General features: G+C 50.1%; 13 protein-coding genes. 9 read left to right on the top strand and 4 right to left on the bottom strand.

Annotated elements, in window-relative coordinates:
• Window positions 1-185 precede the first annotated feature (185 nt).
• Complete coding sequence (pyrD, locus tag FEK42_RS14030; protein WP_130205367.1) at window positions 186-1,196, top strand: quinone-dependent dihydroorotate dehydrogenase; 1,011 nt, start codon at window positions 186-188, stop codon at window positions 1,194-1,196.
• Window positions 1,197-1,369: 173 nt separating this feature from the next.
• Entirely contained in the window at window positions 1,370-1,912 is a 543-nt protein-coding gene (gene zapC / locus FEK42_RS14025; RefSeq protein WP_064528385.1) for a cell division protein ZapC, read from the top strand.
• Here the strand turns inward: zapC and ycbX are convergent.
• The gene (ycbX, locus tag FEK42_RS14020; RefSeq protein WP_135492146.1) at window positions 1,909-3,018 is read right to left on the bottom strand and encodes a 6-N-hydroxylaminopurine resistance protein YcbX; all 1,110 of its coding nucleotides are present in this window, start codon (window positions 3,016-3,018) and stop codon (window positions 1,909-1,911) included. The genes zapC and ycbX overlap by 4 nt on opposite strands.
• 242 nt (window positions 3,019-3,260) lie before the next feature.
• On the opposite strand from ycbX, the gene rlmKL reads away from it, so the two are divergent.
• The 6 genes from rlmKL (at window position 3,261) to rmf (ending at window position 11,374) form a co-directional block, all read left to right on the top strand.
• A complete protein-coding gene (gene rlmKL, locus FEK42_RS14015) occupies window positions 3,261-5,369 on the top strand; it encodes a bifunctional 23S rRNA (guanine(2069)-N(7))-methyltransferase RlmK/23S rRNA (guanine(2445)-N(2))-methyltransferase RlmL (protein WP_064528388.1) in 2,109 nt (702 codons plus the stop codon).
• Between the two features lie 11 nt (window positions 5,370-5,380).
• Window positions 5,381-7,288 (top strand): ABC transporter ATP-binding protein, encoded by a 1,908-nt coding sequence (locus FEK42_RS14010; RefSeq protein ID WP_130260789.1) that lies wholly within the window; start codon window positions 5,381-5,383, stop codon window positions 7,286-7,288.
• A 204-nt stretch (window positions 7,289-7,492) separates the two neighbouring features.
• Window positions 7,493-8,746, top strand: coding sequence for a membrane integrity-associated transporter subunit PqiA (pqiA, locus tag FEK42_RS14005; RefSeq protein WP_131162317.1), 1,254 nt, complete (start codon window positions 7,493-7,495; stop codon window positions 8,744-8,746).
• Window positions 8,747-8,750: 4 nt separating this feature from the next.
• A complete protein-coding gene (pqiB, locus tag FEK42_RS14000) occupies window positions 8,751-10,391 on the top strand; it encodes an intermembrane transport protein PqiB (RefSeq protein WP_138211866.1) in 1,641 nt (546 codons plus the stop codon).
• Window positions 10,388-10,951 (top strand): membrane integrity-associated transporter subunit PqiC, encoded by a 564-nt coding sequence (gene pqiC / locus FEK42_RS13995; protein WP_130222099.1) that lies wholly within the window; start codon window positions 10,388-10,390, stop codon window positions 10,949-10,951. Before pqiB ends, pqiC begins: the two co-directional genes overlap by 4 nt.
• A 255-nt stretch (window positions 10,952-11,206) precedes the next feature.
• On the top strand, window positions 11,207-11,374 hold the full coding sequence (gene rmf, locus FEK42_RS13990) for a ribosome modulation factor (protein WP_000828648.1): 168 nt from the start codon (window positions 11,207-11,209) through the stop codon (window positions 11,372-11,374).
• A 69-nt stretch (window positions 11,375-11,443) separates the two neighbouring features.
• Here the strand turns inward: rmf and fabA are convergent, their stop codons facing one another.
• On the bottom strand, window positions 11,444-11,962 hold the full coding sequence (gene fabA, locus FEK42_RS13985; protein ID WP_000227926.1) for a bifunctional 3-hydroxydecanoyl-ACP dehydratase/trans-2-decenoyl-ACP isomerase: 519 nt from the start codon (window positions 11,960-11,962) through the stop codon (window positions 11,444-11,446).
• Window positions 11,963-12,030: 68 nt separating this feature from the next.
• Complete coding sequence (locus FEK42_RS13980; protein WP_135486364.1) at window positions 12,031-13,791, bottom strand: Lon protease family protein; 1,761 nt, start codon at window positions 13,789-13,791, stop codon at window positions 12,031-12,033.
• Window positions 13,792-13,976: 185 nt separating this feature from the next.
• Between FEK42_RS13980 and matP the strand changes: the two genes are divergently transcribed.
• On the top strand, window positions 13,977-14,429 hold the full coding sequence (gene matP, locus FEK42_RS13975) for a macrodomain Ter protein MatP (RefSeq protein ID WP_064528401.1): 453 nt from the start codon (window positions 13,977-13,979) through the stop codon (window positions 14,427-14,429).
• A 73-nt stretch (window positions 14,430-14,502) separates the two neighbouring features.
• On the opposite strand, the gene ompA is transcribed toward matP, so the two are convergent.
• Window positions 14,503-15,555 carry a porin OmpA gene (gene ompA, locus FEK42_RS13970; protein ID WP_064528817.1) on the bottom strand — a complete coding sequence of 351 codons (1,053 nt, stop codon included), beginning with the start codon at window positions 15,553-15,555 and terminating at the stop codon, window positions 14,503-14,505.
• Window positions 15,556-15,869: the final 314 nt, after the last annotated feature.

The raw sequence follows: 15,869 nt of genomic DNA, 5'->3' as shown, positions 1-15,869 counted from the left end.
CGGTCAGTCTGACAGAGGGCGTTCGTGAGTCGAAATGATTTATCTGAAGAAGGAAAGCCAAAAAAAGCATAAAAAAGGCGCAACAAGAAAACGTTTGCTATTTATTGCCGCAGGTCAATTCCCTTTTGCTGCGAACTCGCACATAATACGCCCCCGGTTTGCACACCGGGAATCCAGGAGAGTTCATGTACTACCCCTTCGTTCGTAAAGCCCTTTTCCAGCTCGATCCAGAGCGCGCACACGAGTTTACTTTTCAGCAATTACGCCGCATCACCGGAACACCGTTTGAAGCGCTTGTTCGGCAAAATGTTCCAGCGAAGCCGGTTAACTGTATGGGACTGACCTTTAAAAACCCGCTTGGTCTGGCAGCCGGTCTTGATAAAGACGGGGAGTGTATTGATGCCCTTGGTGCAATGGGATTTGGATCGATCGAGATCGGTACTGTCACCCCGCGTCCACAACCAGGAAACGATAAACCTCGTCTTTTTCGCCTGGTAGATGCTGAAGGTTTAATAAACCGTATGGGTTTTAATAACCTCGGCGTTGATAACCTCGTAGAGAACGTTAAAAAAGCCCATTACGACGGTGTTCTGGGAATCAATATCGGCAAAAATAAAGATACGCCGGTTGAGCAAGGCAAAGATGACTATCTGATTTGTATGGAAAAAATCTACGCCTATGCAGGATATATTGCCATCAATATTTCATCACCAAATACCCCGGGATTACGCACTCTGCAATATGGCGAAGCGCTGGATGATTTATTAACGGCAATTAAAAATAAACAAAATGATCTGCAAGCGCACCACCACAAATATGTACCAATAGCAGTGAAGATCGCGCCGGATCTTTCTGAAGAAGAGTTGATCCAGGTCGCCGATAGTTTAGTTCGCCATAATATTGATGGCGTCATTGCAACTAATACGACCCTCGATCGTTCTTTAGTTCAGGGAATGAAAAATTGTGATCAAACCGGTGGCTTAAGTGGTCGTCCCTTACAATTAAAAAGTACGGAAATTATTCGTCGCTTGTCGCAGGAATTAAACGGCCGCTTACCGATTATTGGTGTTGGTGGTATTGACTCGGTAATCGCTGCTCGCGAGAAGATAGCTGCGGGGGCTTCTTTGGTGCAAATTTATTCCGGTTTTATTTTTAAAGGTCCGCCGCTGATTAAAGAAATCGTTAACCATATCTAATTATTTCTTTCATTTTCTCTTTATAAGATAATCAGGGCTTTATTTTCAGCCCTGGTTGTTTTATATTCATTGCTGTTACTTATTTAGACATTTTGTACTTTTCTTGTTGAGGTTATTAAGCGAAGCAACAATGGAATATGTTGCAGTGGATTTATAGGGTAGAGGAGAAGCATATGCGAATTAAACCAGACGATAATTGGCGTTGGTATTATGATGAAGAGCATGATCGAATGATGCTTGATTTAGCCAATGGCATGCTATTTCGCTCACGTTTTGCGCGCAAGATGTTGACACCAGACGCCTTTTCTCCTGCGGGATTCTGTGTTGATGACGCCGCGCTCTATTTCTCGTTTGAAGAAAAATGCCGCGACCTTAACTTATCAAAAGAACAAAAAGCTGAACTGGTGCTTAATGCGCTGGTGGCAGTTCGTTATCTCAAACCGCAAATGCCGAAAAGCTGGCATTTTGTTTCTCATGGTGAAATGTGGTCGCCAGTGCCGGGTGATGCAGCCTGTGTCTGGTTAAGCGATACCAATGAACAAGTCAGCCTTCTGGTTGTTGAATCTGGTGAAAATGCCGCGCTGTGCCTCCTTGCGCAGCCTTGTGTTGTCATCGCTGGTCGCGCCATGCAACTGGGTGACGCCATCAAAATTATGAATGACAGGCTGAAACCTCATATGAGTTATGACAGCTTCAGCCTTGAACAGGCCGTTTAACCTTTCAGTTTCAATGCAGTCTTCGGTACACAACTACAGCAAAGAATTGTCCCGTCGTCGCTCATAGCTGATTTTTTCAGCGGGGTGACTTCGCCTTCCAGAAGCTGAACTCGACAACTTCCACATATGCCCGCGCGACAAGAATAGGGGATCCGAATCCCTTGATTTTCTAATTGTTCTAACAATACCTGTTGATTATTACCGCGAAATGCCAGTCCTTGCCAGTCGATATCTACATTCGCATCCATTTGCTGCTTTGTCGGGAGAGTATCGTCTGCGGCTGCCGCGCCGTAGATTTTCGCCGGTGCAGTAGCAAGAATTTCCACTGCATCACCAACACGAACAACGCCACTATTGCGGGCAATTAAATTCTGACCAAAATCGACATCGCCATTATCCTGGGCAGTACGGAAGGATTGCAGCGTTTTTAACGGTTCGCCTGCCGGATGCTTTTGTCCTTTTTCCGGGCTGACAGTGGTGAAAATGCAGCGGCTGCAGGGCTTTACCACGTCAAACACCACATCGCCAATGCGAATCACTTTCCAGGTATCTTCTTCCCAGGCTGCCGCGCCGGAAACCACCAGATTGGGGCGAAATTGCTCCATTTTTACACTTGCCGGGCAGCGTTGCTGCACATCACGCAGTGAGGCTTCATTAGCGAGCAGATACGGATAGCCATCAGCAAACGACAAGGGTACAGTGTTATGGCGTTTTACGCGCCGTGTCATCTGCGGTCCTACCCAGCGCAATTGCACTTCACGGGAGAAAAAGCCGCTTAACCATTTGTTGATCTCATCTGGCGCAATGCGTGCAGTAAAATGGTTACCCCACACTTCGGTTGGCGCGTCCTGCATAGCGAAATCAGCAAAACGGATGTATGCGCTGCTGCCATCTGGCGCGGTGAGATGTAAGCCGTCATGCACGGGCGAAGGGGTAAACCGCACCATCTGCGGAAACTGGCGGGCAGTAATAAACGTACCGTCAGTTTCTGTGACCATAAAGGTGCGATCGAAGGCCAGACCGCTGACATCAGCCAGAGCATGTGTCAGACCGATGCCGCGCATCGATTTAACAGGATGAATAAAAAGCCGGGTTAATGTCGTCACGGTGCGGTCCTCAAATGAAAATAAGCCCTCAACTTTATGACATGACGCGCTTATTAGCTATAATGCGCAACAATTTTCTTAGTGCCTATCCCGTTAGGCTATTTTATTTGTCAGTTTAGCCCTGGGCAGTGCTCGAAATCCTCACGTACTGGTGTACGTTCCGGTTTCTCCATGCTGTCCATGTCCAAACTGACTGCAACAATTACGCCTACTGCGGTAGGCCTTAGAGTAAAAGTGACGATATGAATTCTCTGTTTGCCAGTACGGCCCGTGGGCTGGAAGAGCTGTTAAAAACTGAACTCGAAAACCTGGGGGCCGTTGAATGCCAGGTGGTTCAGGGTGGGGTCCATTTCAAGGGCGACACGCGGCTTGTTTACCAGAGCCTGATGTGGAGTCGCCTGGCCTCACGTATTATGTTGCCGCTGGGCGAGTGCAAGGTTTACAGCGACTTAGACCTTTATCTCGGCGTTCAGGCGATCAACTGGACAGAGATGTTTAATCCTGGCGCGACCTTTGCTGTCCACTTCAGCGGTCTGAATGACACTATCCGCAACAGCCAGTACGGCGCGATGAAAGTCAAAGATGCGATCGTTGATGCTTTCACCCGTAAGAATTTGCCGCGTCCGAATGTCGATCGCGATGCGCCGGATATCCGCGTGAACGTGTGGCTAAATAAAGAAACCGCCAGCATCGCTCTCGATTTAAGTGGTGATGGTTTGCATTTGCGCGGCTATCGCGACCGTGCGGGTATTGCGCCGATCAAAGAAACTCTGGCGGCGGCAATTGTGATGCGTTCCGGTTGGCAGCCAGGAACACCGCTGCTCGATCCAATGTGTGGTTCTGGTACGTTGCTGATTGAAGCGGCGATGCTGGCGACCGACCGCGCACCGGGCTTGCACCGCGGGCGTTGGGGCTTTAGCGGCTGGGCGCAACATGATGAAGCTATCTGGCAAGAAGTAAAAGCGGAAGCGCAAACCCGCGCCCGTAAAGGTCTGGCTGAGTACAACTCTCATTTCTACGGTTCCGACAGCGATGCGCGGGTGATTCAACGTGCGCGCACCAACGCCCGTCTTGCGGGGATTGGCGAACTGATCACTTTTGAAGTGAAAGATGTCGCGCAATTGACCAATCCGCTGCCAAAAGGACCGTACGGTACAGTGTTGAGCAACCCGCCTTACGGCGAACGTCTGGACAGCGAACCGGCGCTGATTGCGCTGCATAGCCTGCTGGGCCGAATCATGAAAAACCAGTTCGGCGGCTGGAATCTCTCTTTATTCAGTGCCTCGCCGGATCTGTTAAGTTGCCTGCAGCTGCGTGCAGACAAACAGTACAAAGCGAAAAACGGTCCATTAGACTGCGTGCAGAAAAATTACCACGTTGCCGAAAGCACTCCAGACAGCAAACCGGCAATGGTGGCAGAAGACTACGCCAACCGTCTGCGTAAGAACCTCAAAAAATTCGAGAAGTGGGCGCGTCAGGAAGGCATTGAATGCTACCGCCTGTACGACGCCGATCTACCGGAATACAACGTTGCCGTTGACCGTTATGCCGACTGGGTGGTGGTGCAGGAGTATGCGCCGCCGAAAACCATTGATGCGCACAAAGCGCGTCAACGTCTGTTCGATATTATCGCGGCGACCATTTCGGTACTCGGGATTGCGCCAAACAAACTGGTGCTGAAAACCCGTGAACGCCAGAAGGGCAAAAATCAGTACCAGAAACTGGGCGAGAAGGGCGAGTTTCTTGAAGTTACCGAATATAACGCTCACCTGTGGGTGAACCTGACGGATTATCTTGATACTGGTTTGTTCCTCGATCACCGTATCGCCCGTCGTATGCTCGGTCAGATGAGCAAAGGCAAAGATTTCCTCAACCTGTTCTCCTATACCGGTAGCGCCACTGTGCACGCGGGATTAGGCGGCGCGCGCAGCACCACTACGGTGGATATGTCGCGTACCTATCTGGAGTGGGCAGAACGTAACCTGCGCCTTAACGGCTTAACCGGTCGTGCGCATCGCCTGATTCAGGCCGACTGCCTGGCGTGGTTACGTGAAGCAAATGAACAGTTCGATCTGATATTTATCGATCCACCAACCTTCTCTAACTCGAAACGAATGGAAGATGCGTTTGATGTTCAGCGCGATCATCTGGCGCTGATGAAAGATTTGAAACGTCTGCTGCGTGCAGGTGGGACGATCATGTTCTCGAACAACAAACGTGGTTTCCGTATGGATCTTGACGGACTGGCAAAACTGGGACTGAAAGCACAAGAAATTACGCAAAAAACGCTCTCCCAGGATTTCGCCCGTAACCGCCAGATCCATAACTGCTGGCTGATTACCGCAGCCTGAAAGGAATAGTAATGTCATTAATCAGTATGCATGGCGCATGGCTGTCGTTCAGCGACGCGCCGCTTCTCGATAACGCAGAACTGCATATCGAAGATAACGAACGTGTTTGTCTGGTGGGCCGTAACGGCGCAGGCAAATCGACGTTAATGAAAATCCTTAACCGTGAACAGGGGCTGGATGACGGTCGCATTATTTACGAGCAAGATTTGATCGTTGCGCGTTTGCAGCAGGATCCACCGCGTAACGTTGAGGGTAGCGTTTATGATTTTGTTGCCGAAGGCATTGAAGAACAAGCGGAATACCTGAAACGCTATCACGATATTTCGCGCCTGGTGATGAACGACCCGAGCGAGAAGAATCTCAACGAACTGGCGAAGGTTCAGGAACAGTTGGATCACCACAACCTGTGGCAACTGGAAAACCGCATCAACGAAGTGCTGGCACAGCTGGGATTAGATCCTAACGTTGCGCTGTCGTCGCTTTCCGGCGGCTGGTTGCGTAAAGCGGCATTAGGACGCGCGTTGGTGAGCAATCCGCGCGTGCTGCTGCTCGACGAACCGACAAACCACCTGGATATTGAAACCATCGACTGGCTGGAAGGTTTCCTGAAAACGTTCAGCGGTACGATTATTTTCATCTCCCACGACCGTTCATTTATTCGCAATATGGCGACGCGTATTGTCGATCTCGATCGCGGCAAACTGGTCACCTATCCGGGTAATTACGACCAGTATTTGTTGGAAAAAGAAGAAGCTCTGCGCGTGGAAGAACTACAAAATGCCGAGTTCGATCGCAAACTGGCACAGGAAGAAGTGTGGATCCGTCAGGGGATCAAAGCACGCCGTACCCGTAATGAAGGCCGCGTGCGTGCGCTGAAAGCAATGCGTCGCGAGCGTGGCGAACGTCGCGAAGTGATGGGTACTGCAAAGATGCAGGTGGAAGAGGCCAGTCGCTCCGGTAAGATCGTTTTCGAAATGGAAGACGTGTGCTACCAGGTTGACGGCAAGCAACTGGTGAAAGATTTTTCTGCCCAGGTACTACGTGGCGATAAAATTGCCCTGATTGGCCCGAATGGCTGTGGCAAAACCACGTTGCTGAAACTGATGCTTGGTCAACTTCAGCCGGACAGCGGACGCATTCACGTCGGCACTAAACTGGAAGTCGCCTATTTTGACCAGCACCGCGCGGAACTCGATCCCGACAAAACGGTGATGGATAACCTTGCTGAAGGTAAGCAAGAGGTGATGGTTAACGGTAAACCGCGCCATGTACTGGGCTATTTACAGGACTTCCTGTTCCATCCGAAACGGGCGATGACGCCGGTGCGCGCGCTCTCTGGCGGGGAACGTAACCGTCTGCTTTTGGCGCGTCTGTTCCTGAAACCCAGTAACTTACTGATCCTCGACGAACCGACCAACGATCTCGATGTTGAAACGCTGGAACTGCTTGAAGAGCTGATCGACAGCTACCAGGGTACAGTATTGCTGGTTAGTCACGATCGTCAGTTTGTTGATAACACCGTAACAGAGTGCTGGATCTTCGAAGGTGGCGGCAAAATTGGCCGTTATGTCGGCGGTTATCACGACGCGCGCGGACAGCAAGAACAGTATGTGGCGTTAAAACAGCCTGCGGTGAAAAAAAACGAAGAAGTAGCTGCGCCGAAAGCAGAAACTGTAAAACGCAGCAGTAGCAAACTAAGCTATAAATTGCAGCGCGAATTAGAACAGCTACCGCAACTGCTTGAAGATTTGGAAGCAAAACTGGAAGCCTTACAGGCGCAGGTGGCAGATGCCTCTTTCTTCAGCCAGCCACATGAGCATACGCAAAAAGTGCTCGCTGATCTGACTGCCGCTGAACAGGAACTGGAGCAGGCTTTTGAACGTTGGGAGTATCTTGAAGCGTTAAAAAATGGTGGCTGATCGCTAATCAGTTAAGTGAAAAGAGAGACTGCTGATAACGGCCAAATTGCCTGATGCGCTACGCTTATCTGGCCTGGGTGGAAACGTCAATTTATTGCGTTTCCACGACCTCCCTGAGCGGATAATGCGGTAGTTCAGCATCCGGCATTGAAAGCGAGTGCTATGTCAGCATTCTGTAGAATAGCGCATCATTAAGGAGTACCAATGTGCGAACATCATCATGCCGCGAAGCACATCCTGTGCTCGCAGTGTGACATGCTGGTGGTTTTACCCCACCTTGAGCATGGTCAGAAGGCGGCATGTCCTCGGTGTGGCACAACGTTAACCGTTGCGTGGGATGCCCCTCGACAGCGTCCTACCGCTTATGCGTTGGCTGCACTGTTCATGCTGCTGCTGTCCAACCTGTTCCCTTTTGTCAATATGAACGTTGCGGGGGTAACCAGTGAGATTACGTTGCTGGAAATCCCGGGCGTACTGTTTTCCGAGGACTATGCCAGCCTCGGTACTTTTTTCCTGTTGTTTGTGCAACTGGTCCCCGCGTTTTGCCTGATTACTATTTTACTGTTGGTTAATCGCGCGGAAATACCTGTTCGTTTAAAAGAACAACTGGGGCGGGTACTTTTTCAGCTTAAAACCTGGGGAATGGCGGAGATTTTCCTTGCCGGTGTGTTGGTCAGTTTTGTCAAACTGATGGCTTACGGCAGCATTGGCGTGGGCAGTAGTTTCATTCCCTGGTGTTTATTTTGTGTGCTGCAATTACGCGCCTTTCAGTGCGTTGATCGCCGCTGGTTATGGGATGATATTGCCCCGATGCCAGAGCTTCACCAGACGCTGAAACCCGGCATAACGGGAATACGCCAGGGGCTGCGCTCTTGCTCATGCTGTACGGCAATTCTTCCTGCCGATAATCCCGTGTGTCCGCGCTGTGGCACCAAAGGATATGTTCGACGCAAAAACAGCCTGCAATGGACATTGGCACTGCTTTTTACGTCGATCATGTTATATCTCCCGGCGAACATCTTACCCATTATGGTGACCGATTTTTTAGGCTCTAAGATGCCGTCGACCATTCTCGCCGGGGTCATCTTATTATGGAGCGAAGGCTCTTATCCGGTTGCCGCCGTCATCTTTTTAGCCAGTATCATGGTGCCAACTTTAAAGATGATCGCTATAGCCTGGCTGTGCTGGGATGCGAAAGGGCACGGCAAGCGTGACAGCGAAAGAATGCATTTGATTTACGAAGTTGTTGAGTTTGTAGGCCGCTGGTCAATGATTGACGTTTTCGTGATAGCGGTGCTCTCGGCGCTGGTGCGTATGGGAGGCTTAATGAGTATTTATCCTGCAATGGGTGCATTAATGTTTGCTTTAGTCGTCATTATGACAATGTTTTCTGCGATGACGTTTGATCCACGTTTGTCGTGGGATCGTCAACCTGAACCAGAGCATGAGGAGTCCTGACAGTATGGAATCTAATAGTGGGGAAGCCAAAATCCAGAAAGTGAAGAACTGGTCCCCTGTGTGGATATTTCCCATCGTTACGGCACTCATCGGGGCCTGGGTACTTTTTTATCATTACAGTCATCAAGGGCCGGAAGTTACCCTGATCACTGCTAATGCGGAAGGAATAGAAGGCGGCAAGACTACCATTAAAAGTCGTAGCGTGGACGTCGGTGTGGTCGAAAGCGCCACGCTGGCTGATGATTTAACGCATGTTGAAATCAAAGCGCGTCTCAACGCCGGTATGGAAAAACTGCTGCACAAAGATACTGTCTTTTGGGTAGTGAAACCACAAATTGGTCGTGAAGGCATTAGTGGCCTTGGTACGTTGCTTTCCGGTGTGTATATCGAGTTGCAACCGGGGGCTGCAGGCAGCAAGCAAACAAAATATGATTTGCTTGATTCTCCACCGTTGGCCCCACCAGATGCCAAAGGGATCCGTGTCATTCTTGACAGTAACAAAGCTGGGCAGCTCACGGCGGGAGATCCCGTGCTGTTTCGTGGTTATCGCGTAGGGTCGGTTGAAACCAGCACCTTCGATACCCAGAAGCGTAATATCAGCTATCAACTGTTCATCAATGCGCCTTATGACCGCCTGGTAACGAGCAACGTTCGCTTCTGGAAAGATAGCGGCATAGCGGTGGATCTGACCTCGGCGGGGATGCGCGTAGAGATGGGGTCATTGACGACGTTGCTAAGTGGTGGTGTCAGCTTTGACGTGCCTGAAGGACTGGACTTGGGACAGCCGGTTGCGCCAAAAACGTCATTCGTTTTGTATGATGATCAGAAGAGTATCCAGGATTCACTGTACACAGATCACATTGATTATCTGATGTTCTTTAAAGATTCGGTACGCGGTCTGCAACCTGGCGCGCCAGTGGAATTCCGCGGTATTCGTCTCGGTACGGTAAGCAAAGTGCCATTCTTTGCGCCGAATATGCGTCAGGTCTTTAACGATGATTATCGCATTCCAGTCATGGTGCGTATTGAACCAGAACGACTGAAAATGCAGCTAGGTGAAAATGCTGATGTGGTAGAACACCTGGCCGAATTGCTGAAGCGCGGTTTACGCGGTTCACTGAAAACCGGGAATCTGGTCACGGGAGCGCTGTACGTCGATCTGGACTTCTATCCAAATGCTCCGGCAATTACCGGTGTGCGTGAGTTTAATGGCTATCAAATAATCCCGACCGTTAGCGGTGGTCTGGCGCAAATCCAGCAACGTCTGATGGAAGCGTTGGATAAGATTAACAAACTGCCGTTGAACCCGATGATTGAACAGGCGACCAGTACGCTGTCGGAAAGTCAGCGCACGATGAAAAACCTGCAGACTACGCTGGATAGTATGAACCAGATCCTTGCCAGTCAGTCGATGCAACAGTTGCCGACGGATATGCAGTCGACACTGCGCGAATTGAATCGTAGCATGCAGGGCTTCCAGCCGGGTTCCGCAGCTTATAACAAGATGGTTGCGGATATGCAGCGTCTTGATCAGGTATTGCGTGAACTGCAACCGGTTCTGAAAACGCTCAACGAGAAGAGCAACGCGCTGGTATTTGAAGCGAAGGATAAAAAAGATCCAGAGCCGAAGAGGGCGAAACAATGAAAAAGTGGCTAGTGACGATAGCGGCACTGTGGCTGGCCGGATGCAGCTCCGGTGAAATTAACAAAAACTATTACCAATTGCCTGTGGTGCAGAGCGGTACGCAAAGTACCGCCAGCCAGGGTAACCGCCTGCTATGGGTAGAGCAAGTCGTTGTTCCTGATTATCTGGCGGGGAATGGTGTGGTTTATCAAACCAGTGATGTGAAGTATGTGATTGCCAATAACAACCTGTGGGCCAGCCCGCTGGATCAACAGTTGCGCAATACTTTGGTCGCTAACCTGAGTGCGCAACTGCCCGGTTGGGTCGTAGCCTCCCAGCCTTTGGGAAGTACCCAGGACACGCTTAATGTGACTGTGACGGAGTTTAACGGCCGTTACGATGGTAAGGTGATAGTGAGTGGCGAGTGGCTACTAAACCATCAGGGACAACTGATAAAACGTCCGTTCCGTGTGGAAGGGGTGCAGAATCAGGATGGCTACGATGAAATGGTCAAAGTGCTGGCCAGTGTCTGGAGTCAGGAAGCCGCTACTATTGCGCAAGAGATAAAGCGTCTACCTTAATTATAAAGATTTGTAAATATAACCGTCTCCGGCATGTAGCCTGAGGCGGTTTTTTTGTTTATAAGCCATGGGGAAACTTGTTCCGCTTCACATTTTTTGTACAACCGACATGCCCGTGTAGCTCACAAATATGGCAGTGGCGTGAATTTTGCGCATTGACGGCAGTTATGATTCGCGGTATTGCTTAACTGTGATTGCACATTTAGTAATCACTGTTTTCTTTTCCACCAGAAACCAGTATGAGGGAAACGAGGCATGAAGAGACAAAAACGAGATCGCCTGGAACGGGCACATCAACGTGGTTATCAGGCCGGCATCGCTGGACGCTCAAAAGAAATGTGTCCCTATCAGACGCTGAATCAAAGGTCACAATGGCTGGGAGGCTGGCGAGAAGCCATGGCGGACAGGGTAGTAATGGCCTGATTCTGTCTCTTTAAAAAGAAACCTCCGCATTGCGGAGGTTTCGCCTTTTTATACTCTGTCTGATTAAAATCAGAATGCAGACGTATCCTGGAACAGACCTACTTTCAGGTCGTTGGCGGTATAGATCAAACGACCATCAACCAGCACTTCGCCATCCGCCAGGCCCATAATGAGACGACGGTTAACAATGCGTTTAAAGTGAATACGATAGGTCACTTTTTTCGCCGTCGGCAGCACCTGGCCTGTGAATTTCACTTCGCCAACGCCCAGGGCGCGGCCTTTACCTTCGCCGCCCAGCCAGCCGAGGTAGAACCCTACCAGCTGCCACATCGCGTCCAGGCCCAGGCAGCCCGGCATTACCGGATCGCCGATGAAGTGGCAACCGAAGAACCACAGGTCCGGATTAATATCCAGCTCTGCTTCTACATACCCTTTGTCGAAGTTACCGCCCGTTTCAGTCATTTTGACCACACGGTCCATCATCAGCATGTTCGGTGCTGGCAATTGTGGGCCTTTAGCACCAAACAGTTCACCGCGACCAGAGGCAAGAAGGTCTTCTTTTGTATAGGATTCGCGTTTATCTACCATGTTCTCTGTAAGCCTTATTTTATTGAAGCACGCAGGATAGCTAACACGTGTACGCTGAACAAGTCCGATCAGTTCGGAATAAACCAGTTCAGCCAACGTAGTGGCCACGGAAAACGGTGACGCCCTTCCTGTTGCGATGCTTGCGCGATACGTTCCTGGATAGTTTGCATCAGCGTCGTCTGGCCTTCGCCATCCCACACCAGATTTAATAATAACGGCAGTGCATCAGTCACATCGTCCACTGCCCAGATGGTGAATTTGCCTTCCTCTACCGCCTTCACCAGTTCACTGTGAAGACTTAAATGGCGAACGTTAGCGCTGGGGATAATCACACCTTGCTTCCCACTTAACTCACGCTGCTGGCAGATAGCAAAGAAGCCTTCGATTTTCTCATTCAGACCGCCCACAGGCTGGGCGCGACCAAACTGATCCACTGAACCTGTAATAGCGATACTCTGATTCACCGGGACATCAGCAAGGGCGCTGATCAGAGCGCAGAGCTCGGCCATTGATGCGCTGTCACCATCCACTTCACTGTAAGATTGCTCAAAGGTCAGTGACGCTGAGAAAGGGATCTGTTGCTCAAGCTGAAGTTCCGACATCAAAAACGCCTGCATGATCATCATCCCTTTAGCGTGAATGTTGCCGCCAAGCTCCGCTTTTCGTTCGATGTCGGTGAATTCACCATCGCCAATATGCACAACGCAGCTAATGCGAGAAGGTTCGCCAAATGCGCGTGGATGGCCGGGAAATTCAATGACCGAAAGGGCGTTAATTTGCCCGATGCGTTCACCTTCGGTTTCAATCAGGATTTGCTCTTGAAGAATTTCGTCCTGCATGCGCTCGGCGAGGAAACCTTCGCGCCATTCCCGCTGCTGTAGCATTAAGTTTAGCTGCTCGCCGGAGAAGGTATCACCTTCGCACAATGAAGCGACCTCTTTACACTGGCGGAGGATCCACTGCGGACTAAGGGGCAGCGTTTCTTGCTCACCGGTATAGCGTACTGCTTCGCGGATAAGTACCGGCCAGGCATCGGCATCTGGCGCTGGCAAGTGGTTAAGTCTGGCAATAAAAGTCACCCAGCGACACCACTGGCGTACGGATTCGGCATCGACTATCTGCAGAGTATCTTCAAATTCGCTATAGATCGCTTGTTCAGACAGTTCTGGCTCCATCTCCTGGAAATCGGCCAATGAATCGCGTTCGCCTACCAGAATGACCTTCAGCTTCAATGGCATTGAAGGTACAGAGACGGGGAGAGGGCGCGACTCATCAAATGCTACCCAATCGAAGCGTTCGCGGTTGACGATGTTCTTCAGACGCATCCACAGCAATGGCTGGGCCAGCAGTGTACGCAAGGAGATAATCAAAATGCCGCCATTGGCCTGATGTACCAGTCCTGGCTGCAAGGTAATGTCGCCATTAAACTGGCGCAAACAGCCAAAAAGCTGTTCGGCTTCAGCCCAGTCAGCAGTAACAACCTGGGTTAAGGTTGCAAAATTATCGTCAGTGCTAACTGCGTTCCGTAAGCGTATGGTGTGGCCGGAAATCTCATAGTGAGCGCCCATCAGTTGGCCTGCATCGCTTTGTAGCGTGCGTGCAGCATCGGCTATAAGATTCAGATAATCGGATTCTTCCGGCGCTTTTGCCAGTATAAAAGAGGATGATGCCCGCGCGTGCAGCAACTGCTCAAGCGCAAATTGCAGTCGCGGTTGAGTGTCACTGAATAAAGGATCGTTTTCGTCAATCAAATGTGGCTGTGCGAATACTTCCTGATAGCTTTCGGTATCAGGAATCAGGTCACGCCATGCAAGTTTCGTAATGGTCAAAGTCGATGTTTTTTAGTCTGTTGTCAAAGGCGCGATTATACCGTAACCGGCACTGCAGCACACGTAGAAAGCACCGACAAAAGTCCCGGCATGCGCGTTAAAGCTCACAGGACAGAGATTCTTTTCATCACGCAGGTAAAAAGCTGATATTCTGTAAAGAGTTACACGGTAACATTGAGATCGCTATGAAATATCAACAACTTGAAAATCTTGAAAGTGGTTGGAAATGGAAATATCTGGTGAAGAAGCACCGTGAAGGTGAGTTGATCACCCGTTACATAGAGGCCAGTGCCGCCCAGGAAGCCGTCGATGTGTTGCTATCGCTGGAGAACGAACCTGTACTCGTAAATGGCTGGATTGAAAAACATATGAATCCAGAGCTGCTTAATCGCATGAAACAGACGATTCGGGCCAGACGAAAACGGCACTTTAATGCGGAGCATCAGCATACGCGCAAGAAATCTATCGATCTGGAATTTATTGTCTGGCAACGGTTAGCAGGGCTTGCGCAACGTCGTGGTAAAACGCTATCCGAAACGATTGTCCAGCTGATTGAAGATGCGGAAAACAAAGAGAAGTATGCGAATAAAATGTCTTCTTTGAAGCAGGATTTGCAGGCATTACTTGGTAAGGAATAACTGGCGAAGGTCATTTACTTTACTACAGATGAAAAAAACCCCGCAGTAGCGGGGTTTTTTATTAGACGAGAACTTAAGCCTGCGGCTGAGTTACAACGTCTTTGATGCCTTTAACTTCGATCTCTACGCGACGATCCGGAGCCAGGCAGTCGATCAGAGCAGCACGCTGTTTCACGTTGTCACAGGTGTTGCCAGTAACCGGGTTGGATTCGCCCATACCACGTGCGGAGATCTTGTCAGACGGGATACCTTTGGAGATCAGGTAATCAACGACGGACTGAGCACGACGCTCGGACAGACCCTGGTTGTAAGCGTCAGAACCGATGCGGTCAGTGTAACCCAGAACAACTACGGAACCGTCTTTCGGATCCAGGTTGCTCAGCTGGCTGTACAGCTGATCCAGAGCAGCCTGACCTTCCGGTTTCAGGGTTGCTTTGTTGAAGTTGAACAGAACGTCAGACTTCAGAGTGAAGTGCTTGGTCTGTACTTCCGGTGCCGGAGCTGGAGCCGGAGCAACTACTGGAGCTGCTTCGCCCTGACCGAAACGGTAGGAAACACCCAGGCTCAGCAGACCGTTGTCTGGACGAGTACCGATGGTGTTAGCGTCACCGATGTTGTTGGTCCACTGATATTCCAGACGGGTAGCGATTTCTGGAGTGATCGCGTATTCAACACCGCCTGCGAATACCGGAGAAACGCCGGTGTCGTGGTCTTTAAAGGATGGGCCACCAGGTACGTTAGCCTTGGTGTCTGCGCGCCATACCATACCACCCAGACGAGTGTAGATGTCCAGATCGTCAGTGATTGGGTAACCCAGTTTAGCGGTCAGCTGAACGCCCTGAGCTTTGTATGCGCCGTTGATGTTGTCGCCTTTGTACGGCATACGACCTAACCAGTCGTAACCCATTTCAAAGCCAACATACGGGTTAACCTGGTAACCACCAAAAGCACCTGCACCCAGTTGGTTTTCGTGGGTCGGACCATTGTTAGGAATGAAACCAGTGTCATGGTACTGGGACCAGCCCAGTTTAGCACCGGTGTACCAGGTGTTATCTTTCGGAGCGGCCTGCGCTACGGTAGCGAAACCAGCCAGTGCCACTGCAATCGCGATAGCTGTCTTTTTCATTTTTTGCGCCTCGTTATCATCCAAAATACGCCATGAATATCTCCAACGAGATAACACGGTTAAATCCTTCACCGGGGGATCTGCTCAATTGTAACTCTGCCGATAAATTCGGCTTATGCCGAGCACCCCTGGCGATGTAAAGTCTACAACGTAGTTGAAAACTTACAAGTGTGAACTCCGTCAGGCATATGAAAAAAAAGACTTGTATAAGGTGCGTTTAACCTTTTTTGTTAACGATACTTTACAGGATAAAATCGCGGAAACCGCTTCAGACAAGCCTCCACAAGTAAAATTAGTGACAAGTGAAAGCGTCT

The organism is Escherichia sp. E2748, from assembly GCF_005781125.1.
GTDB lineage: Bacteria > Pseudomonadota > Gammaproteobacteria > Enterobacterales > Enterobacteriaceae > Escherichia.
The sequence above is the reverse complement of the archived record's forward strand: the minus strand, read 5'-3'. Positions and strand labels throughout refer to the sequence as shown.

Bases quoted from the DNA above. Each gene is read 5' to 3' on its own strand.
- pqiA (WP_131162317.1), top strand. From the start codon at position 7,493: ATGTGCGAACATCATCATGCCGCGAAGCACATCCTGTGCTCGCAGTGT.
- matP (WP_064528401.1), top strand. From the start codon at position 13,977: ATGAAATATCAACAACTTGAAAATCTTGAAAGTGGTTGGAAATGGAAA.
- pqiB (WP_138211866.1), top strand. From the start codon at position 8,751: ATGGAATCTAATAGTGGGGAAGCCAAAATCCAGAAAGTGAAGAACTGG.
- FEK42_RS14010 (WP_130260789.1), top strand. From the start codon at position 5,381: ATGTCATTAATCAGTATGCATGGCGCATGGCTGTCGTTCAGCGACGCG.
- zapC (WP_064528385.1), top strand. From the start codon at position 1,370: ATGCGAATTAAACCAGACGATAATTGGCGTTGGTATTATGATGAAGAG.
- rlmKL (WP_064528388.1), top strand. From the start codon at position 3,261: ATGAATTCTCTGTTTGCCAGTACGGCCCGTGGGCTGGAAGAGCTGTTA.
- fabA (WP_000227926.1), bottom strand. From the start codon at position 11,962: ATGGTAGATAAACGCGAATCCTATACAAAAGAAGACCTTCTTGCCTCT.
- pyrD (WP_130205367.1), top strand. From the start codon at position 186: ATGTACTACCCCTTCGTTCGTAAAGCCCTTTTCCAGCTCGATCCAGAG.
- pqiC (WP_130222099.1), top strand. From the start codon at position 10,388: ATGAAAAAGTGGCTAGTGACGATAGCGGCACTGTGGCTGGCCGGATGC.
- rmf (WP_000828648.1), top strand. From the start codon at position 11,207: ATGAAGAGACAAAAACGAGATCGCCTGGAACGGGCACATCAACGTGGT.
- ompA (WP_064528817.1), bottom strand. From the start codon at position 15,555: ATGAAAAAGACAGCTATCGCGATTGCAGTGGCACTGGCTGGTTTCGCT.